This is a genomic window from Bradyrhizobium sp. NBAIM08 (assembly GCF_020193935.1).
Taxonomy (GTDB): Bacteria; Pseudomonadota; Alphaproteobacteria; order Rhizobiales; family Xanthobacteraceae; genus Bradyrhizobium; species Bradyrhizobium yuanmingense.
The window spans coordinates 128,044-147,016 of sequence record NZ_JADYVR010000010.1; the positions used below are offsets into that span (position 1 = coordinate 128,044).

Here is an 18,973-nt window from a genome sequence, read left to right on the forward strand (position 1 = left end):
AACAATCAAATTGTTTGTCCGGCGCAGGCACAAGCCCAAATCCACGGGAGATTGAGTGCTCGTACCGAATCAGCGCCGCCTGAACTGGGACACAGTCTGCGGCAGCCCACCCTGTCCGCCGTATAGCGAATTGAGGCTTGTTTTGCCAAGCAAAACGCCTGCCAAACGCGAAGGTGTGTACACCTTCGCGTTTGCTGCGACCGCTAAGAGAAAATTAGCCCTTTGGCACTGTCCGGAAAAGTGCGAAGCGGTTTTCCGGAAAGACCGTCAGGTCTGATCGAGACCGTAGAGCGTATGCAAGGTGCGCACCGCAAGCTCGGTATAGGCGGTATCGATCAAGACCGAAAATTTGATCTCGGAGGTTGTAATGGCCCGAATGTTGATGTTCCGCCCGGCGAGCGCCGAGAACGCCTGGGCGGCGACGCCGGCATGGCTGCGCATGCCGCTGCCGATCACCGAGATCTTGGCGACATCGGTGGCGGTATCGAGCCGCGCATAGCCGATCTTGGCCTTGGCTGCGGTGATCGTATCCTTGGCGCGGGTGAAGTCGGCGGCCGGCACGGTGAAGGTGAGGTCGGTGGTCTTGCCGTCCTCGGACACATTCTGCACGATCATGTCGACGTTGATATTGGCATCAGCCAACGGGCCGAAGATCGAGGCCGCAACGCCGGGCTTGTCCTCGATCTGGCGCACCGAGATCTGAGCCTCGTCCTTGGAGAAGGCGATACCGGTGACGACGTGGCTTTCCATGATCTCCTCCTCGCTGCAGATCAGCGTGCCGGGCGGCTGGTTGGCATGCGGGTCGATATCCTCGGGCTTATCGAAGCTCGAGCGGACGAAGATCGGCATGTTGTGGACCATGCCGAGTTCCACCGAGCGGACCTGGAGCACTTTGGCGCCCTGCGAGGCCAGTTCCAGCATGTCTTCGAACGCGATCTTGTCGAGCCTCTTGGCCTTCGGCACGATTCGCGGGTCGGTGGTGTAGACGCCGTCGACGTCGGTGTAGATGTCGCAGCGGTCGGCCTTGACGGCGGCGGCGATCGCCACGGCCGAGGTGTCGGAGCCGCCACGGCCGAGCGTGGTGATGCGACCCGTCTCGGGGTTGATGCCCTGGAAGCCGGCGATGACCGCGACCTCCTTTCGGTCCTTGAAGCGCTTGATGATCTCGCTGCCGTCGATGTCCTCGATCCGGGCCGAGGCATGGGCGTCGCTGGTCTTGATCGGGATCTGCCAGCCCTGCCACGAGCGGGCTTGGATGCCCATGCCCTGGAGCACGATGGCAAGAAGGCCGGACGTCACCTGTTCGCCCGAGGCGACCACGGCGTCATATTCGCGCGCGTCGTGCATCGGCGAGGCCTCGGTGCACCAGGCGACCAGCTCGTTGGTCTTGCCGGCCATCGCCGAGACGACCACGGCCACTTCGTGGCCGGCATCGACCTCACGCTTCACATGGCGTGCGACGTTGCGGATACGTTCGATGTTGGCGACGGACGTGCCGCCGAATTTCATCACGAGGCGGCTCATGACGACGCGTGCATTCCTTCATAAGGATCAGTATGGTGGCCCGCACTGGACGGGTGCCTCGGGGACACCGACCGCGCGTATACAGAGCGGCGGGGCCGGGGGCAAGCGGGTTCCTGCGGGGGCAGGGTGGGGTAGTGGGTTAAGCTAGATCATGGCGCGTTACATCGACGAGATCCTGCAGCCCGGCGAGCGCGTGCTGTATTCGACCAATGCGCACTGGATCTTCTACTTTCCGGCCATCGTGGCCTGGATCGCGGCGCTGGCCCTGCTCATCCTGTCGCGGCAGGCGACCGTCGACTGGCTCGTTCTGCTTTGCCTCGGGGCCGCGGGTCTCGCGGCTCTGGCGGCCCTGTATTGGACCGTGAAGGGCTGGTTCCATCGTTTCACCACCGAGACCGACGTCACCAACCTCAGGGTCGTGCACAAGACCGGCTTCATCAAGCGCCGAACCTTCGAGATGGCGCTGGACAAGGTCGAGAGCGTCGATGTCGACCAGACCATTCTTGGACGTATTCTCAACTACGGCGACGTGACGATTCGCGGCGTCGGCGAGGGTATCGAGACGATCAAGACCATCGCCTCGCCGCTCGCCTTCCGTAGTTCGATCACCACGCGGTAGGACCGCGCCCAACCATGAGCATGCAGCAAAATACTTCTATTTCCGCCCAGCTCGGCTCGAGCGTCGACGCCGCCGAGATCGCGAAATTCTCGAAACTCTCGGCGGAATGGTGGGATCCCAAGGGCAAGATGGCGCCGCTGCACCGGATCAACCCGCTGCGGCTCGGCTATATCCGCGATGCCGCCTGCCGCAAGTTCGAGCGCAACGTGCGCAGCCTCAATTGTCTCGGGTCCTTGCGCGTGCTCGACATCGGCTGCGGCGCCGGCCTGCTCTGCGAGCCGCTGTCGCGCCTCGGAGCGCAGGTCATCGGCATCGATCCCTCCGCAAGCAACATCGCGGCGGCGAAGCTGCATGCCGACAAGAGCCATCTCGCGATCGACTATCGTTGCACCACGGTGGAGGAGATCGACCGGCGCGAGCGCTTCGACATCGTGCTGGCGATGGAGGTGGTCGAGCACGTCACCGACGTCGGCATGTTCCTGAAGCGCTGCGCCGCGCTGCTGAAGCCGAACGGCCTGATGGTGGTCTCGACGCTGAATCGCAACTGGAAGAGCTTTGCCCTCGCCATCGTCGGGGCCGAATACGTGCTGCGCTGGCTGCCGCGCGGCACGCATGAGTGGAACAAGTTCGTCACGCCCGATGAACTGACGAAATATCTGCTCGACAACCGTCTTGTCATCACCGAGCAGACCGGCGTCGTCTACTCGCCCTTCGCCGACAAATGGTCTCTGTCGTCGGATATGGACGTGAACTATATGGTGGTCGCGGAACCGATGGTGTGAACTGCCCAGGGTGAGTGCGAGCCGTCATTCCAGGAACGCTGTCCTCCTGCGTTCGCAGCGACGACAGCGGAGATTGCCGCACTGACAGAGGTTCTAACCGGCAGCCCCCGCCCTGCGTCCCGGCGCAGGCCCCACATATCTTGCCCTCGGTCTGATCAGCTTGCCGAACTGCAATTGCTCGCTGGCATGCGCGATCCAGCCGACGCTGCGGGCCATCGCGAACAACGCCAGCTCGCTGCCGGCGGGCAGGCGCAGTGCGTGGACCAGCACGGCGAGCGCGTAGTCGATATTGACGAACTCGCCGGTGGCTTCCGCGATCCGCTCTGGCACTTCCCTGGTGAATTTGCGCGGCGCGCCGGAGCGCGACAGCGCGTTCAGCAGCGACTGCGCGCGGGGGTCGCCGTGCTTGTAGACGCCGTGGCCAAAGCCGGCAAAGCGTTCACCGAGGGCGACACGCTCGCGCACGACAGGCTCGACGTCGCGGTCGACCAGCGTCTTGACGAGCTGTGAGGCCAGGACGCCGGCGCCGCCATGCTTCGGCCCTTTCAACGCGGCGAGCCCGGCGATGACCGAGTCATAAAGGTTGAGGCCGGTCGAGGCAGCGCAGCGCGCGGTGAAGGTCGACGCGTTCAGCTCGTGATCGGCGAGCAGTACCAGCGCGCGGCGGATCAGGTCGGGCGCGTGCTTGTTGTCCGCCGCCCAGGCGCGCGCGACCTGCTGATGCAGCGGCTCGGCCGAGGCGTCCGCATTGAGCATGGTCGCAACCAGCAGGCGGACGATGCGCGCGCCGACCATAGCGCGGCCATCGGGTGCCCGGGTGAAGGCGCGGGGATCGACGCTGGCGGCCAGTGCGAGCACGGCGATGGCGCGGTCGATCGGTGCGGCCCGGCGCGCGGCCTTCGCGATCACGCGCATTTCCTCGGAGAGTTCCGGTTGATTGTCGGGGGCAAACGGATCGACGTCGGCGACATCCCACAGCAGCGTCGCGGCGTGCTCCAGCGTGTCACTCTCGGAAAGATCGACGCAATTGACGCCGCGATAGATGGCGCCCTCCTCGGTGATGGTCGAGATCTCCGTGTCCATCACCGGCAGATCGGCATCGAAGCTGCGCAGGCCGCGTGGCTCCGGCGACGGCACACGGCGCTCCTTCAGCGCCCGAACGTCCTCGGCGCGATAGCGGTTCTTTCGCGAGTCCGGCGTCGGCTCGGAGCGGATCAGGCCGCGGCTGACATAGGCGTAGAGGGTGGCCGGAGAGATCGCGAGCTCGGCGGCGGCTTCCCGAGCGGAGAGGTACAGCCCATCAGAATTTTTCATATTGATTTATGTAATCAAGATTGATCAATGTGTCGAGAGGCCTGACCTTATTCTCCGTGAACAGGAGATTTGGGTCATGAACATCCACCTCACCAAAAGCCAGATCGGGCTGGACGGCGTTCCCGCGGCCGAGACCGTGCTGAGCCATGTCGACGGCGAGCGCGGCGAGCTCCTCATCGCCGGGGAGCACGTCGGGCGGCTCGCCGCCATCTCGAGCTTCGAAGGCGTTACCGCCCGGCTCTGGAATGGCGCCAGCAAGACCACCCTCACCGAAGCCAATGTGCGCTCAAACCTGGGCGTGGCGCGCGAGCGCGCCTTCGCGCGGCTGCCGGACCTGCTGCCGGCGACGCGCGGCATGGGCATCATCGACGGGTTTCGTGCCGCCGTCGCCGGACTTCGCGCCGAGCACGGGCTGGAGCACGAGGCGACGATCGTCGGCGCGTTTCCGGTGATCGCGGGCGCGCTGGTCCGGCGCGCCAAGGGGCTCGAGCCGGTCGCGCCCGATCCCACCGTGAGCCATGCCGCCGACACGCTGCGCATGTTGCACGGCCGTTCGCCTGCAACGCGCGAGGTCACGGCGCTCGACGCCTATCTCGTCACCGCCAGCGACCACGGCATGAACGCATCGACCTTCGCCGCGCGCGTGGTGGCCTCGACGCAGGCCGACCTGTTCGCGGCCGTCACCGCCGGCTATTGCGCGCTGACCGGTCCGCTGCATGGCGGCGCGCCGGAGCCGGTGCTGGAAATGCTGGACGCGATCGGCTCGCGCGAGCGCATTCAGTCCTGGGTCGACGCGGCGCTGGCGCGCGGCGAGCGCATGATGGGTTTCGGTCACCGCGTCTATCGCGTCCGCGATCCGCGCGCCGACGTGCTCAAGACCGCGGTCGAGGCGCTTGCGTCCAATGGCACCGATTTGCCGTTTGCCGGCGAGGTCGAGGCTTATATCCGCAGCGCCTTGCGCAAGAAGAATCCGGAGCGGCCGCTGGAGACGAACGTCGAGTTCTTCACCGCGATCCTCCTCGATGCGCTGGCGATTCCGCGGCAGGCGTTCACGCCGATCTTCGCGATCGCGCGCAGCGCGGGCTGGACCGCGCATGCCCGCGAGCAGCAGCGGACGGGGCGGTTGATCAGGCCGAGCTCGTCATATGTCGGGGCGATGCCGGAGAGGTAGGGAATGTGTAGTCCGGATGGAGCGAAGCGTAATCCGGGAAAGTCGCCATTGGGAGAGAAAGGTCCCGGATTACGCTTGCGCTCCATCCGGGCTACGAAGCTGGGGAAGGCCTTACGCCTCGCGCACGACCGTCTTCAGATAGTTGTAGGCCTTGATGATCTCGATCAGGCGGTCCTCGGTCGAGCGGTCGCCGCCATTGGCGTCGGGGTGGTGCTGCTTCACCAGCGCCTTGTACTTGGTCTTGACGTCGGCAAGCGTCGCGCTGGGGCCGAGGCCCATGACCTGAAGCGCCTTGCGCTCGGCGTTCATCACTTTGCGCGTCTCGGCCTTGGGCTCCGCTTCGGGGCCCTTGCGCCAGCTGGCGCGGCCGTTGATCTCGCTGAACATGCTGAAAGGATCGGCCGCCATGTCGATCTCTTCCGCGCCCTTCTTGCCGCCATTGGCGCCCATTTTCCAGGTCGGACGGTGACCGGTCAGCGCATCCTTCTGATAGCGCGCGACGGCTTCGGCATTCATGCCGGAAAAGAAATTGTAGTTCTGGTTGTACTCGCGCACGTGGTCGAGGCAAAAGTGCCAGTACTCGCGCTGGTTCTCGCGGCCCTTCGGCGCCCGGTGCGAGCCCTTGTTGGCGCAGCCCGCCCATTCGCAATTGACCGCGGTGTCGCGCGGCTTCACTTCCGGCTGCTTGCCCCGCGGCTTCACGCGGATGGAGTCGAAGAATTTTGATGAATCGATCGGCATGGCTGACTTTGACTACGCAATGCAAAAACCTTCAAGTCTTGACATTGCAATTCGCTGAGCACCCGGTCGCGACGAGCTTGGACGTCCGGGTATTGACGGGATGCGAGCGCGCACCTTAATGGCACACATGGCTATGAAAGACACTATCAGCAACAAGTTGCAGGAAGCTTTCACGCCGGAAAGCCTGCAAGTCGTCGACGAGTCACATTTGCATGAGGGCCACGCCGGCCACCGAGCAGGCGGCGAGACGCACTTCCGTGTGTATATCGTGTCTGCCGCCTTCAAAGGGAAGAGCCGGATCGACCGTCATCGCATGATAAATTCAGCGCTCGCCGCGGAACTCGCCGGCAGCGTGCACGCGCTGGCGATCAATGCGCAGGCGCCGGGGGAAGGTTGAATTCTCTGACCCTGCCCTGGAGGGGGAGGGTCGATCGCGCAGCGCGAGCGGGGTGGGGTGATCTCTCCACTCGGGTACTGTTGGATGTGGGAAGACCGTCACCCCACCCCGCTACGCATTGCGCTGCTCTTCATGCGTAGCGACCCACGGGCGAGCTACGCTCGTCCCGGACCCCTCCAGGGGAGGGTAAGGGAAAAATTAGAACGACGTCCCGGCCCGTCTCGGCTTTGCCTCTTCGAGCTCGGCCTCGCGCGTCACCGGTGAAATACGGAGCGCGGTGATGCGGTTGCGCTCGCGGCGGAGGACGCGGAAGCGGAAACCGTGGAAGGTGAAGCTCTGGCCGCGGTCGGGGATCGAGCGCGCCTCGTGAATGACGAGACCGGCGACCGTGGTTGCCTCTTCATCGGGCAGATGCCAGTCCATGGCGCGGTTGAGGTCGCGGATCGGCACCGACCCGTCGACCACGACGGAGCCGTCCGGCTGACGGCGCACGCCGGCGACCACCACGTCATGCTCGTCGGAGATGTCGCCGACGATCTCCTCCAGAATGTCTTCCAGCGTCACGAGGCCTTCGACCTCACCATACTCGTCGACGACGAGTGCGAAATGGGTCTTGCGGCGGCGGAACGCCTTGAGCTGCTGGGATATCGGCCGCATCTCCGGCACGAACCAGGGCGGCAGCATGATGGTGGTGACGTCGATGCGCGACGTGTCGCCCTCCGATGCGCGGATCGCGCGCAACAGATCCTTGGCGTGCAGAATGCCGATGATGTTCTCCGACTTGTCCCGCCACAGCGGAATGCGGGTGTATTCGGTGGCCAGCACCTCCCGCACCAGCTCCTCCGGCGGCAGGTCGGCGTTGATCATCACCATGGCCGTGCGGTGGACCATCACGTCAGACACCGTCAGCTCGCCGAGACGGAAGACGTTGTGAATGTACTCGGCCTCGCCGCTCTCGATCTTGCCGTGCACGGCCGATTCCTCGACCAGGCCCTCGATCTCCGAATCCGTCAGGATTTCGTGTTGCGAGAACTCCTGCACCCCCATCAGACGGAGGATCGCGCTCGACGCCGTGTTGAGGCACCAGCTCAGCGGGTAGAACAGGAGGTAGGAAAAATGCAGCGGATAGGCAATCCACTGCGACACTGGCATCGGCTCCCTGATCGCAAGCGTCTTCGGCACCTGCTCGCCGATGACGATGTGCAGCGAAGAGAAGACCAGAAAACCCGCCACGAACGAGGTGAAGTGCAGCGTGGCCTCCGACATTCCGAGCGGGCTGAGGACGGGGCTCAGCAGCGCAGACACCGTCGGCTCACCGATCCAGCCGAGACCGAGCGAGGCCATGGTGATGCCGAGCTGGCAGCAGGCGAGATAGGATTCGATGTTCCCCATCATCGTCTGCAGCAGGCGCGCGCCGAAGCGGTTCTGCTCGACCATGGCCTTGACGCGGAAGCCGCGGCTCTTCACCAGCGCAAATTCCGCCGCCACGTAAAACGCGTTGGCGGCGAGCAGGAGGGCCGCAAGCAGCAGATTGATCGAGATCGAACTCATGTTTGCCTCGCGACCGCCCCGGCGTTCCCCGCCGTTTCGCGCGCGGCCGATCTGAACGGTCCCGTTATCACTGCGCGAGCTTCTCTTTCAGGAAGTCGCGCACCGGCGCCGGCTCGACGTCCTTTGCGATCACCGCGCGCCCCACGGCCTCCAGTAGGATGAAGGTGAGCTTGCCGCGCTTGACCTTCTTGTCCTGCGCCATCAGTGCCATCAGCGCGTCGGCATCGGCGAGCCCTTCCTGCGAAAAGCCGGCGATGTCCTGCAGGCGCGTCGGCAGGCCTGCCTCGATCAGGTGGCGCTCGATGCGCGCCGCCTCACGCTCGCCGATCATGCCGAGCTTCGCGGAGAACTGCGCTGCCAGCGTCATGCCGATGGCGACGCCCTCGCCGTGGAACAGGCGGTCGGAGAAGCCGGTCACAGCCTCCAGCGCGTGGCCGAAGGTGTGGCCGAGATTGAGCAGCGCGCGCTCGCCGGTCTCGCGCTCGTCGCGCGCGACGATTGCGGCCTTGGCCCGGCAGGAGGTCGCGATCGCATGCTCGCGGGCCGATCCGCCCCTCGAGATGTCGGCATGGTTCTTCTCCAGCCAGCTGAAGAAGGCCTCGTCGCCCAGCACGCCGTATTTGGCGACCTCGGCATAGCCGGCCCGGAACTGGCGCGGCGACAGCGTGTCGAGCACGGCGGTGTCGGCGATGACGAGCACCGGCTGGTGGAAGGCCCCGAGCAGATTCTTGCCCTGCGGCGAGTTGATGCCGGTCTTGCCGCCGACGCTGGAATCGACCTGCGCGAGAAGCGAGGTCGGCACCTGCACGAAATCGACGCCGCGGCGCAGGATCGCCGCGGCAAAGCCGGCGAGATCGCCGACCACGCCGCCGCCGAGCGCGATGACGAGATCGTTGCGCTCGATCTTCGCTGCGATCAGGGCCTCGCTGACCTTTTCGAGCCCGGCATAGGTTTTCGAGATCTCGCCTTCCTCGACGACGATGCGCGAGGTCGGAATACCGCTGGCTGCGAGCGACGCCTCAGTGGGCTCGAGCCAGTATTTCGCGACGGTGCGGTCGGTCACGATGGCCGTGCGCACGCCGGGACGCAGAGCGGCGACACGCTCGCCGAGCGAGGCCAGCACGCCGCGGCCGATGACGATGTCATAGGCGCGGTCACCGAGTGCGACGTCGACCTTGATGGGATCGGAATGTTTCAACGGCGCAGTCATCTTGACGCACTCGCAATGTCGGCAGGCGGTTGGGCTGGCTCTCCGCCGCAGAGACGGGCGTGCAGCGCCTCGATGCATTCCTCGACGATTCTGTCGTGCGGCACGTCGCGCGAGGCGATGGTGAGGTCGGCATTGGCATAGATCGGCTCGCGCTGGGCGAGAAGGCGCGTCACGGTTCCTTCGGGATCGGCGGTCTGAAGCAGCGGACGGTCGGCACGGCGCCGCACGCGGCGCATGATGACGTCATGGTCCGCCCTCAGCCAGATCGAGATGGCCTTCGCCGCGATGCGTGCGCGCGTCTCCTCGCGCATGAAAGCGCCGCCACCGGTCGCCAGCACGATCGGCCCGCCCTCGAGCAGCCGCGCGATCACACGGGCCTCGCCGTCGCGGAAATAGGGCTCGCCATGGGCCGCAAAGATCTCCGGGATGGTCATGCCGGCATGGGCCACCTCGATTTCGGTGTCGGCATCGATGAAGGGCAGCCTGAGCCGGGCCGCGAGGCGGCGGCCGATGGTGGATTTGCCCACCCCCATCATGCCGACGAGCACGATCGAGCGCGCCCCGAGCGCCGACAGGATGTCGGCCTCGGGCGAAGCAGGAAGCGGCAACGCGGCGTCGGACATCGTCTCGCTCGGCTGGATCTCGCTCGAACTGCCGCCAGATGCGGCATGGCTTTGGCCACCTATACGACCCCATGGGGGCCCTCGCCAGAGGACTCTTGCCACGAAACGGCGAACATGTTGGATGATTTCATTGGTTAATTTGGCTGCCGCGCCCCGACCCGAGACCCCAGAACGATGCCGAGCCTGTTCCGCTTCCTGACGGTCGTCGCCGTGATCGGCGGCATCGTCTATGGCGTGGTCTTCGCGCTGGCGAACTTCGTCAACCCGAAGCCGCGGGAAATGACGGTGACGATCCCGCCGGACAAGTTTCTCAAGAAATAGGAGCTAGCCTCCCGGGCATGCCCGCCAAACCCTCAGACACCAGGCTCATCGGCCTGTTCCTCGACATGCTCGCCGCGGAACAGGGCGCCGGCCCCAACACGCTCGATGCCTACCGCCGCGACCTCAGCGATTTCTCGGAATTTCTGGGCCGCGTCGGCCATACATTCGTGGATGCCGAGACCCAGACGCTGCGCGACTATCTCGTCGATCTCGACACCCGCGGCTTCAAATCCACCAGTGTGGCCCGCCGGCTGTCCGCGATGCGGCACCTCTACCGTTTCCTGCTGAACGAGCGCATCCGCGGTGACGATCCCGCCGCGATCCTGTCAGGTCCGAAGCGCGGCCGCGGCCTGCCGAAAGTGTTGTCGATCGCCGACGTCGACCGCATGCTCCGCCGCGCCAGGGAATTGAGCGAGGCGGAAGATGCCTCGCCGTCGAAACGGCTGCGTGCCTTGCGGCTCTATTGCCTGCTCGAGGTGCTCTACGCCACGGGCCTGCGCGTCTCCGAGCTGGTGGCGCTGCCGCGCTCGGCGGCCAAGCGCGACGCCCGCATGATCGTGGTGCGCGGCAAGGGCAACAAGGAACGGCTGGTACCGCTCAACGACGCCTCGCGGCAGGCGATGGCGGACTATCTCGCCGCCACGGAAGCGGCAAAGGCCGACAGGAAGAACAGCGTGGCCGCGTCGAAATGGCTGTTCCCCTCGTTCGGCGAGAGCGGACATCTGACGCGCCAGCATTTTGCCCGCGACCTCAAGGAGCTCGCGGTTGCGTCCGGCTTGCAGGCCCGCCTGGTCTCCCCGCACGTGCTGCGCCACGCCTTTGCCAGCCATCTGCTGCACAACGGCGCGGACCTGCGCATCGTGCAGACCCTGCTCGGTCACACCGACATCTCGACCACCCAGATCTATACCCATGTGGTCGAGGAGCGGCTGAAGAGCTTGGTGCGCGACCTGCACCCGCTGGCGGAGAAGTAGTTGCTGCTGGTAGCCCGGATGGAGCGACGCGTAATCCGGGGCCGCCTCCTCGCGGCCAGACCTTCCCGGATTGCGCTGCGCTCCATCCGGGCTACGGGTAAAGGGTGAAACCGCCTTGACTTCGGCCACATCTCCGCGGAAAGAGCCGGGGCCTCACGGCTGATTTGGCCGACTGCACCAGCACACAAGCCAAACCATTGAAGACGCTACACTTCTTTCCGCCGCCCCAACTTGCTTCGCTTCTCGCGCCCCGTCCCCCTATATTGAGTTGATGCTAGACCAGATGCGCAGCTATCTCGACTTCGAAAAGCCCGTCGCCGAGCTCGACTCCAAGGTCGACGAATTGCGCGCGCTCGCCGCCACCGGCACCGACATCAGCGACGAGGTCGGGCGGATCGAGGACAAGGCGGCGCAGGCGCTGGCCGACCTCTATGCGAACCTGACGCCGTGGCAGAAGACGCTTGTGGCGCGGCATCCGCAGCGGCCGCATTTCAACGACTTCATCAAGGGCCTGATCACCGAATTCACCCCGCTCGCCGGCGACCGCAAGTTCGGCGAGGACGAGGCGCTGGTCGCCGGCTTCGGCCGCTTCCGCGGTGAGCCGATCTGCGTGATGGGCCAGGAAAAGGGCGATTCCACCGAGAGCCGCATCCGGCACAATTTCGGCATGGCGCGGCCGGAAGGGTATCGCAAATGCGTGCGGCTGATGGAGATGGCCGAGCGGTTCGGCCTGCCGGTGCTGTCGCTCGCCGATTCGGCCGGCGCCTATCCCGGCATCGGCGCCGAGGAGCGCGGCCAGGCGGAAGCCATCGCGCGCTCGACCGATGCGTGCCTGGCGCTGACCGTGCCCAACGTCGCGATCATCACCGGCGAGGGCATGTCGGGCGGCGCCATCGCCATCACCACGGCCAACAAGGTCCTGATGCTCGAGCACGCGATCTACAGCGTGATCTCGCCGGAGGCGGCGTCCTCGATCCTCTGGCGCGACGGCACCAAGGCGCAGGAAGCCGCCAACAACATGAAGATCACCGCCCAGGATATGCTCCGCTTCGGCGTGATCGACGCCATCCTGAAGGAGCCGGTCGGCGGCGCCCACCGCGACCCCGCCGCCATGATCGCCACCACGGGCGAGGCCATCGCCAAGGCGTTCGACGAGCTCCGGAACTTTGATAGGGATGCCATCCGCAAGCAGCGGCGGCAGAAATTCCTCGATATCGGCCGCAAACTGGGCTGATTCGCCTCGATTCCGCTCTCGTAGGGTGGGCAAAGCGAAGCGTGCCCACCAATCCCGGCTGTACGAACGGCTCGTGGGCACGGCGCTTCGCGCCTTTGCCCACCCTACCAGGCCTTTCGAGCAGCCCCCGGTAACCCCGCCTTAACCCTTTTTTTGCCCAAATCGGCGATCTGAGTCCCCTCGGCCCGAAAGCCCAAGTTCCGTCCCAAGTCGCGTCCATTTAGTCTTCGTTGACCATGCCACTGGGCCAACGCCCTCGTGATCCCCGCTCGGGTTGCGACCACATGACCCAGAGGTTAGAATTTTAATCAATGGCTTCAGGGCATAAGCGCTGGAGCGGGGTCTGACCGGGCCCGTCTCGGCGGGTCGGTTTACCGGTCGGATTGCGCTTCGGAATAATTGGGGTTCGCGCTTCAATGCCCGGCACGGTGTGGGGTCCATCTTGATTTCTCGTTCGCTTGCTCGCGCGCTCTTGGTTTCGGTTGCGCTGATGACGGCCGGCGGTCTGCTCGCCGGCTGCAACACCGATCAGGTCTCGCTTGCAACCAACGCCAAGGCCAATCAGCCGGTGCCGCCGAAGCTGATCGCCGCGATGGCCGAGAAGGACATGGACCTGCAATCGCCGATCCTGGTCCGCCTGTTCAAGCAGGAGGCCGAGCTCGAGGTCTGGAAGCAGACCCGCTCGGGCCAGTTCGCGCTGCTCAAGACCTATCCGATCTGCCGCTGGTCGGGCGATCTCGGCCCCAAGGTGCGCGAAGGCGACCGCCAGGCGCCGGAGGGATTCTACTCGATCAATCCGAGCCAGATGAATCCGCAATCGTCCTATTACCTCTCGTTCAACACCGGCTACCCGAACGCGTTCGACAAGGCGCTGGGCCGCACCGGCTCGCAGCTGATGGTGCATGGCGATTGTTCGTCGCGCGGCTGCTACGCGATGACGGACGAGCAGATCGCGGAGATTTATTCGCTCGGCCGCGAGTCCTTCTTCGGCGGCCAGAAGGCGTTCCAGCTGCAGGCCTATCCGTTCAAGATGACGCCGGTGAACATGGCCAGGCACCGGAACAATCCGAACATGCCGTTCTGGAAGATGATCAAAGAAGGCTATGATCATTTCGAGGTGACGCGGCAGGAGCCGAAGGTCGATTTCTGCGAGAAGAGATACGTGTTCGACGCCGCCAAGCCGGCGGACGCCAAGCGCGATCTGGTGTTCGACGCCTCCGCCAGATGTCCGGCCTATGTGATCCCCGAAGAGATCGCCAGCGCGGTCCGCGAGAAGCAGGCCAAGGACGAGACGGAATATGCAAGGCTCGTCGCCAAGGGCACGCCGGTGGCGCGGATGAACACCGGCATTGACGGCGGCATGCACAAGGTGTTCGCCGCCAAAATTCCGGAAGGCTCGACCGGCCTGTCCGAGAGTGCCGAAGGCACCACGCTGCAGATGCTCGCCATGGCGAAGGCGCCGGGCACGATCCCCGGCCACGTCAACCCGCCCAAGCCGAACCTCGATGCGGTGGCAAGTGCGCCGGCGCCGCGGGAAGAGCCGGTGGTCGCCGTCAGCGCGCCTGCCGCGAGCACCCGCGTTGCCGCGGCGGCGCCCGCTGCGAAATCTGAAAGCGGCGGCTTCTTCTCCAATCTCGGCCGCAAGATGGGGCTCGGCACCGCCGACACCACCGCGACCGCGACGCCTGCGCCGCAAGCCACCGCGTCCGTGGCCCCGGCCGCCCAGACGTCCACGACGCCGGCCACGGCCGCCTCGCGACTCAAGGCCGCCGTGACCCGCTTCGTGCCGGGACATGACAAGTCCAAGGATTCAGTCAAGGAGGCGGCGAAGGATACGCCGAAGCCGGCCGTAGCAGCCGCCAAGCCGGCCGAGCCGCCGAAGCCCGATACCCGCCTTGCCGCAACGCGTCCGGCGCTGAAGCCATCGGTGAGCGACGGCGCGGGCGATAGCACCCCGATGATATCAGGCGCCGCGCCGGTGGTGCAGTCGAACTCGTTCGACAGCCGCTTCTCGGCGGTGAAGTAGGCTAGCGCCCGAGCGCGCAATTATCGCTCTTTCCTCCGCACCGCACGGTAGGGACTGTGAATCGTGAACGCGTCGGGCACTATGCCGCTTTCGATCCGCTTCCATGTCACCTGTGCAGCAATGGGAAAGTTCTCGCGTGCCCGCGGCGAGAAGGTGCCGATCGCGGTGGTACCGCGGCCGTTGCGCAAATAGTCGAGAAAAATGCGGCCGCTGCGCCTGGCCTGGGCCGCGAGGACGTAGCGGTCCGGCCGACGCAATGCGAAATCGGCCACGAGACTGCGCGCCACGCGATGCGCCTGATCGTGCAGCATTGCCACCTCAAGCGGCGCCGTCAGATGAATGCCCTGGCCACCGGTCAACTTGGGCCAAGTCGCAAACCCCTCACGGCTCATTAGCGCGCGAAGTTCCAGGGCGGTCTCGATCACAGCATCCCATTCGACGCCCTCGCCGGGATCAAGGTCGATCACGATGCGATCGGCGTGCTCGAAATCCTCAACAGTCGAATTCCAGGGATGCAATTCGACTGCGCCGATCTCGACGAGTCCCAGGAAACCGTCAAGGCTGTCCACCCAAAGCCGCGTGCCTTCGCCGCCTTCGCGCTTTCGGATGCGTAGCTGGTGCACCGCTTGCGGAATGTCCTTCGGCAGCGGCCCCTTGTGATAGAACGTCGTGCCGTGCACGTGCCGCACCAGCTTGAGCGGTCGATGTCCTAGATGCAGCAGCGCCTTCTTCCAGACGCGCTTCCAGTAACGCGCGAGCTCTTCCTTGGACGGCACGATCGCATCGGGCAGCAGCTGCAGGATATTCTCTTTGGGAACGCCGAGCTTCGGCCGTCTGACCGATGAAGGCATCAACCGGGGCGCCCTGACCTTCCGCGGCGCAAGATCGTCGCGCAGGCCCTTGAATACGGCTTCACGCAGCAGGCCATCGTCGGTCAGGGCGCCATACTCCACCTCGGCATTCACCACGGGCTCAACCCACGTAGCCTTGGGCTTCTTTACCGGCAGATCGAGCGGAGAATCGCGCCGGATCAGTGGGTCAAGCCGTTCACGCAATTCACGCGCGGTCGCCTCGGTGTATCCGGTGCGGACCTTGCCGGCATAAAGCAGGCGCCCATCCTCGTGATGCCCGACGTAAAGCGAAGCCACCTTGCGCGGGTACGCGCCCAGCTTTTCGACGAATGCGACGATCGGAAACGTCTCGCTCTTCTTGCATTTCAGCTTGAGCCAGGCTTCCTGCCGTCCGGAGCGATAAGGTGCGTCCGCGCGCTTGGCGAGCAGCCCTTCGAGGCCAAGCCTGCAAGCATGGCGAAGGATTTGCTCGCCGTCGGCTTCGACGTGCTCGACGTAGATGAAAGTCTCGGGCGCTTCTTTCAGGAGCCGCTGTAGCAGCTGCTTGCGCTCGACAAAGCCGACGCCGCGCAAATCGTATCCGTCAAGATACAATAGATCGAACGCGTGATAGCGAATGCGGCGGCTCTGCTTGGCGCCGAGCTCGCGCCGCAGCTGCTGGAAGTCCGGCCGGCCATTACTGCCGTAGACAACGGCCTCGCCATCAATGATCGCACTCCCGGCTCTGAGCTTTCGCGCGCCGGCTGCAATTGACGAGAACTGCTCGGTCCAATCGTATCCGGCGCGCGAATAGACCGTCGCCGCGCCCGCCTGCAGGTGAAGTTGCGCGCGATAGCCGTCGGCTTTTATCTCGAACACCCAGCCGCTGCCTTGCGGCGGGTTCTCGCGTAGCGTGGGATCGCATGGCACGATGTATGATGGAATCGGAATCTTCCGCGCGCCGGCTAGGCGCGATAGTCCCGACTGACGCAACGCAACGGCACACATGCGGGATTCAACGCGGCCCGACAGATTCGTTCCGATCTGAAATAAAATCGATGGAATGCCGCGAAGCTCTTGAACAACCCGAATATTTCGCAGTGCGAGGGGCGCCGCGCGCTAAGGCGCCAGATACCGCATCAGCTCCGGACTGCCTTTCACCTCGCCGGCGTCGCCCTGCAGCGCGACGCGGCCGCGGTCGAGCACATAGGCGTAGTCGGCGACTCGCAAAGCGAGGTCGAGGTGCTGCTCGACGATGATGACGGCGATGCTCTTGGCAAGCTCGATCAGGCGCTCGGTGATCTCCTCGATGACGCCGATCCAGACGCCCTCGGTGGGCTCATCCAGCAGCAGCAGTTTTGGATCCCCGAGCATGGCGCGGCCGATCGCGAGCATCTTGCGCTCGCCGCCGGAAAGCGTGCCGGCGGGCTGGTCGAGGCGCTGGCCGAGCTTTGGGAAGATCGCCAGCACGCGGTCGATGGCGGAGGAATCCTTCTTAGCCAGCGAGCCGACGGCGAGATTGTCGCGCACCGACAGGCGCGCGAACACCGAATGCTCCTGCGGCACGTAGCCGATGCCGGCGCGGACGCGCTCCTGGGTGGCGCGGCGACTGATGTCGCGGCCGTCGAAGGCGACCTCGCCCTTCCATGCCGGCAGCTCGCCGACGATGGTCTTCATCAGCGTGGTCTTGCCGGCGCCGTTGCGGCCGAGCACGGCAACACCGCCGCGCCAGGGAATGCCGAGGCTGACGTCGAACAGGACCTGGCTGCGGCCGTAGCCGGCATCGAGATGCTTGATGTCCAAAAATTCAGGCACGGCGCAGATAGATCTCCTGGACGGATGTGTTGGTCTGGATCTCGGACACCGTGCCTGTTGCCAGCACCTTGCCCTGGTCGAGCACGGTGAGGCGATCGCAGATGTCGCGAATGAAATCGAGGTCGTGCTCGACGATGACCAGCGAGCAATGTTTTTTGATCGGCTGCAGCAGCTCGCCGGTGACGCGGCGCTCTTCCAGGCTCATGCCGCCGGTGGGCTCGTCGAGCAATAGGAGCTTCGGCTTGCCGGCGAGCGCCATCGCGATCTCCAGCCATTGCTGCTGGCCGTGCGACAGCGCAGCGGCCGCATCGAAGGCGCGGTCGGCGAGACGGAACTGCGTCAGCATGGACATGACCTGGTCGTGCAACGCACCGCGCGTGCGCGAGAACACGAGGTCGAACAGCGAGGACTGCGCCTGCAGCGCGAGCAGGATGTTGTCGTAGAGCGTGAGCGACGGCAGCACGGATGTGATCTGGAATTTCAGGCTCATGCCGGCGCGCGCACGTTCGGTCGGCGTGAACGCGGTGATGTCGGTGTTGACGAAGGAGACCTTGCCTTGGGTCGGCACTTCGGCGCCGGCGATGCACTTCATCAGCGTGCTCTTGCCCGAGCCGTTCGGGCCGATCAGGCCGTGAAACTCATTCTCGCCGACCGTGAGGGCTGCGCCGTCGAGCGCGGTGAGCTTGCCGAAGACCTTCTTGATGCCGGCCGCTTCAAGGAGCATTGCGCCTCTCCTTTTGCTTGGCACCAAAGCTGCCGACGCGTTCGCGCTCGCCGAGCACAAAACTGATCAGGCCGAGCGGCCGGAACAGGATCACGAGCAGGAGCAGCAGGCCGAGGATGATCGGCCAGATCTCGCGGTAATTGTCCGAAAGCCAGAAGCTGACGCCCTCGACGATGACAGCGCCGACGACGGCACCGATCAGCGTGCCGGAGCCGCCGAACAGCACATAGAGCACGACCTGGGTCGAAACCACGACGCCCACCATGTTGGGCCAGACGAAGCCTTCGTGGAAGGCATAGAGGCTGCCGGCGAGGCCTGCGACGGCGCCGCCGATGGTGAAGATGATGGCTTTGAGATGCTGCGCCTTGTAGCCGAAGAAGGCGATGCGCTGCTCGTTCTCGCGCAGGCCTGCGAGCGCAAGGCCGAATTGCGAGCGCACCAGGAAGCGGCAGAGCAGATAGACCACGACGAGGATGCCGAGCACGAGATAATAGAACGCTGGGCCTTCCGTGAAGTCGTATGACCCAAGCGACATCGGCGCGATCGAGGGGATGCCGTTCTGGCCGCCGAGATAGTACCAGCCGCGCGCGAGCCGATCGGCGGCGTAGGAGCCGGTCAGCGTGCCGAGCGAGACGAAGATCACGCTGGAGGGATGCCGTCCCAGCAGCAGGAAGCCGCCGAGCAGCAGCGCGAAGGTGAGGCCGATCAGCGTGCCTGCCGGCAACACCAGGAAGATGTTGGTGATGTCGAGGTCGCGCGCGAGCAGGGCGACGCCGTAACCGGCCGAGCCGAAGAACAGCGCCTGGCCGAAGCTCATGATGCCGGCATAGCCCCAGACCAGGTCGAAGGACAGCGCAAACAGCGCGAGGATGATCACGCGCGTCGCGAAGACCGTGAGATAGTCCTGCAGCACCAGGGGCGCGAGTAGCGCCGCGAGGAGCACGAGGCCCTCGATGACAGGCAGGATTTTTCGTCCTGCCTTGTCCCGGTCATTGGCCCGTTCCGCCGCTGCGCCCTCAGCCATCGCACCGTCCATTTCGTCGTCCACGTCGGCGACGATGGCCTCTCTTACCACACTCATCGGCTTCAGCATTCCGAGTTCAACATCGTCAGAGGC

Annotated in this window: 18 protein-coding genes; 8 read left to right on the top strand and 10 right to left on the bottom strand. The window is 65.0% G+C overall.

Annotation, left to right across the window (positions count from 1 at the left end; genetic code table 11):
* Window positions 1-267: 267 nt before the first annotated feature.
* A complete protein-coding gene (locus tag I6F37_RS28940) occupies window positions 268-1,524 on the bottom strand; it encodes an aspartate kinase (protein ID WP_036014718.1) in 1,257 nt (418 codons plus the stop codon).
* A gap of 151 nt (window positions 1,525-1,675) precedes the next feature.
* Between I6F37_RS28940 and I6F37_RS28945 the strand changes: the two genes are divergently transcribed.
* Both I6F37_RS28945 and ubiG read left to right on the top strand, forming a co-directional pair.
* Complete coding sequence (locus I6F37_RS28945) at window positions 1,676-2,143, top strand: PH domain-containing protein (protein ID WP_036014717.1); 468 nt, start codon at window positions 1,676-1,678, stop codon at window positions 2,141-2,143.
* Window positions 2,144-2,157: 14 nt separating this feature from the next.
* Complete coding sequence (gene ubiG, locus I6F37_RS28950; RefSeq protein WP_225153385.1) at window positions 2,158-2,925, top strand: bifunctional 2-polyprenyl-6-hydroxyphenol methylase/3-demethylubiquinol 3-O-methyltransferase UbiG; 768 nt, start codon at window positions 2,158-2,160, stop codon at window positions 2,923-2,925.
* Between the two features lie 93 nt (window positions 2,926-3,018).
* On the opposite strand, the gene I6F37_RS28955 is transcribed toward ubiG, so the two are convergent.
* The gene (locus tag I6F37_RS28955; protein WP_036014714.1) at window positions 3,019-4,239 is read right to left on the bottom strand and encodes a citrate synthase family protein; all 1,221 of its coding nucleotides are present in this window, start codon (window positions 4,237-4,239) and stop codon (window positions 3,019-3,021) included.
* Between the two features lie 76 nt (window positions 4,240-4,315).
* On the opposite strand from I6F37_RS28955, the gene I6F37_RS28960 reads away from it, so the two are divergent.
* Window positions 4,316-5,410 carry a citrate synthase/methylcitrate synthase gene (locus I6F37_RS28960; RefSeq protein WP_225153388.1) on the top strand — a complete coding sequence of 365 codons (1,095 nt, stop codon included), beginning with the start codon at window positions 4,316-4,318 and terminating at the stop codon, window positions 5,408-5,410.
* Window positions 5,411-5,521: 111 nt separating this feature from the next.
* On the opposite strand, the gene I6F37_RS28965 is transcribed toward I6F37_RS28960, so the two are convergent.
* The gene (locus I6F37_RS28965; protein ID WP_036014711.1) at window positions 5,522-6,151 is read right to left on the bottom strand and encodes a J domain-containing protein; all 630 of its coding nucleotides are present in this window, start codon (window positions 6,149-6,151) and stop codon (window positions 5,522-5,524) included.
* 127 nt (window positions 6,152-6,278) lie between these two features.
* Here I6F37_RS28965 and I6F37_RS28970 point away from each other — a divergent pair, with 127 nt between their 5' ends.
* Entirely contained in the window at window positions 6,279-6,548 is a 270-nt protein-coding gene (locus I6F37_RS28970; RefSeq protein ID WP_050995968.1) for a BolA family transcriptional regulator, read from the top strand.
* Window positions 6,549-6,746: 198 nt separating this feature from the next.
* On the opposite strand, the gene I6F37_RS28975 is transcribed toward I6F37_RS28970, so the two are convergent.
* The 3 genes from I6F37_RS28975 to I6F37_RS28985 form a co-directional block, all read right to left on the bottom strand.
* Entirely contained in the window at window positions 6,747-8,099 is a 1,353-nt protein-coding gene (locus tag I6F37_RS28975) for a hemolysin family protein (protein WP_036014704.1), read from the bottom strand.
* Between the two features lie 67 nt (window positions 8,100-8,166).
* Window positions 8,167-9,309 (bottom strand): 3-dehydroquinate synthase, encoded by a 1,143-nt coding sequence (gene aroB, locus I6F37_RS28980; RefSeq protein ID WP_225153390.1) that lies wholly within the window; start codon window positions 9,307-9,309, stop codon window positions 8,167-8,169.
* Complete coding sequence (locus tag I6F37_RS28985; RefSeq protein WP_036042618.1) at window positions 9,306-9,932, bottom strand: shikimate kinase; 627 nt, start codon at window positions 9,930-9,932, stop codon at window positions 9,306-9,308. Before I6F37_RS28985 ends, aroB begins: the two co-directional genes overlap by 4 nt.
* A 174-nt stretch (window positions 9,933-10,106) precedes the next feature.
* Between I6F37_RS28985 and I6F37_RS28990 the strand changes: the two genes are divergently transcribed.
* The 4 genes from I6F37_RS28990 to I6F37_RS29005 all read left to right on the top strand — a co-directional run bounded on the left by I6F37_RS28990 (window position 10,107) and on the right by I6F37_RS29005 (window position 14,487).
* On the top strand, window positions 10,107-10,253 hold the full coding sequence (locus tag I6F37_RS28990) for a hypothetical protein (RefSeq protein ID WP_036026218.1): 147 nt from the start codon (window positions 10,107-10,109) through the stop codon (window positions 10,251-10,253).
* Window positions 10,254-10,270: 17 nt separating this feature from the next.
* A complete protein-coding gene (gene xerD, locus I6F37_RS28995; protein ID WP_225113633.1) occupies window positions 10,271-11,227 on the top strand; it encodes a site-specific tyrosine recombinase XerD in 957 nt (318 codons plus the stop codon).
* Window positions 11,228-11,498: 271 nt separating this feature from the next.
* Complete coding sequence (locus I6F37_RS29000; protein WP_225153391.1) at window positions 11,499-12,461, top strand: acetyl-CoA carboxylase carboxyltransferase subunit alpha; 963 nt, start codon at window positions 11,499-11,501, stop codon at window positions 12,459-12,461.
* 490 nt (window positions 12,462-12,951) lie between these two features.
* Window positions 12,952-14,487, top strand: a complete 1,536-nt coding sequence (locus tag I6F37_RS29005; RefSeq protein ID WP_225153393.1) for a murein L,D-transpeptidase family protein — start codon at window positions 12,952-12,954, stop codon at window positions 14,485-14,487.
* Between the two features lie 20 nt (window positions 14,488-14,507).
* Here the strand turns inward: I6F37_RS29005 and ligD are convergent, their stop codons facing one another.
* The 4 genes from ligD to I6F37_RS29025 form a co-directional block, all read right to left on the bottom strand.
* Window positions 14,508-16,325 carry a DNA ligase D gene (ligD, locus tag I6F37_RS29010; RefSeq protein WP_225153395.1) on the bottom strand — a complete coding sequence of 606 codons (1,818 nt, stop codon included), beginning with the start codon at window positions 16,323-16,325 and terminating at the stop codon, window positions 14,508-14,510.
* A gap of 111 nt (window positions 16,326-16,436) precedes the next feature.
* Entirely contained in the window at window positions 16,437-17,132 is a 696-nt protein-coding gene (locus I6F37_RS29015) for an ABC transporter ATP-binding protein (RefSeq protein ID WP_036014686.1), read from the bottom strand.
* Window positions 17,125-17,856 (bottom strand): ABC transporter ATP-binding protein, encoded by a 732-nt coding sequence (locus I6F37_RS29020; RefSeq protein WP_225127143.1) that lies wholly within the window; start codon window positions 17,854-17,856, stop codon window positions 17,125-17,127. Before I6F37_RS29020 ends, I6F37_RS29015 begins: the two co-directional genes overlap by 8 nt.
* A complete protein-coding gene (locus I6F37_RS29025) occupies window positions 17,846-18,949 on the bottom strand; it encodes a branched-chain amino acid ABC transporter permease (protein ID WP_036014681.1) in 1,104 nt (367 codons plus the stop codon). The genes I6F37_RS29020 and I6F37_RS29025 overlap by 11 nt, the downstream gene beginning before the upstream one ends.
* Between the last annotated feature and the right edge of the window lie 24 nt (window positions 18,950-18,973).

Coding starts and splice junctions, on each gene's coding strand:
- I6F37_RS28970 (WP_050995968.1), top strand. CDS start 6,279: ATGGCTATGAAAGACACTATCAGCAACAAGTTGCAGGAAGCTTTCACG.
- I6F37_RS29005 (WP_225153393.1), top strand. CDS start 12,952: ATGACGGCCGGCGGTCTGCTCGCCGGCTGCAACACCGATCAGGTCTCG.
- I6F37_RS29000 (WP_225153391.1), top strand. CDS start 11,499: ATGCTAGACCAGATGCGCAGCTATCTCGACTTCGAAAAGCCCGTCGCC.
- I6F37_RS28945 (WP_036014717.1), top strand. CDS start 1,676: ATGGCGCGTTACATCGACGAGATCCTGCAGCCCGGCGAGCGCGTGCTG.
- I6F37_RS29025 (WP_036014681.1), bottom strand. CDS start 18,949: ATGCTGAAGCCGATGAGTGTGGTAAGAGAGGCCATCGTCGCCGACGTG.
- I6F37_RS28990 (WP_036026218.1), top strand. CDS start 10,107: ATGCCGAGCCTGTTCCGCTTCCTGACGGTCGTCGCCGTGATCGGCGGC.
- I6F37_RS28965 (WP_036014711.1), bottom strand. CDS start 6,151: ATGCCGATCGATTCATCAAAATTCTTCGACTCCATCCGCGTGAAGCCG.
- I6F37_RS28940 (WP_036014718.1), bottom strand. CDS start 1,524: ATGAGCCGCCTCGTGATGAAATTCGGCGGCACGTCCGTCGCCAACATC.
- I6F37_RS28955 (WP_036014714.1), bottom strand. CDS start 4,239: ATGAAAAATTCTGATGGGCTGTACCTCTCCGCTCGGGAAGCCGCCGCC.
- ubiG (WP_225153385.1), top strand. CDS start 2,158: ATGAGCATGCAGCAAAATACTTCTATTTCCGCCCAGCTCGGCTCGAGC.
- I6F37_RS28975 (WP_036014704.1), bottom strand. CDS start 8,099: ATGAGTTCGATCTCGATCAATCTGCTGCTTGCGGCCCTCCTGCTCGCC.
- aroB (WP_225153390.1), bottom strand. CDS start 9,309: ATGACTGCGCCGTTGAAACATTCCGATCCCATCAAGGTCGACGTCGCA.
- I6F37_RS29020 (WP_225127143.1), bottom strand. CDS start 17,856: ATGCTCCTTGAAGCGGCCGGCATCAAGAAGGTCTTCGGCAAGCTCACC.
- I6F37_RS28960 (WP_225153388.1), top strand. CDS start 4,316: ATGAACATCCACCTCACCAAAAGCCAGATCGGGCTGGACGGCGTTCCC.
- ligD (WP_225153395.1), bottom strand. CDS start 16,325: ATGTGTGCCGTTGCGTTGCGTCAGTCGGGACTATCGCGCCTAGCCGGC.
- xerD (WP_225113633.1), top strand. CDS start 10,271: ATGCCCGCCAAACCCTCAGACACCAGGCTCATCGGCCTGTTCCTCGAC.
- I6F37_RS28985 (WP_036042618.1), bottom strand. CDS start 9,932: ATGTCCGACGCCGCGTTGCCGCTTCCTGCTTCGCCCGAGGCCGACATC.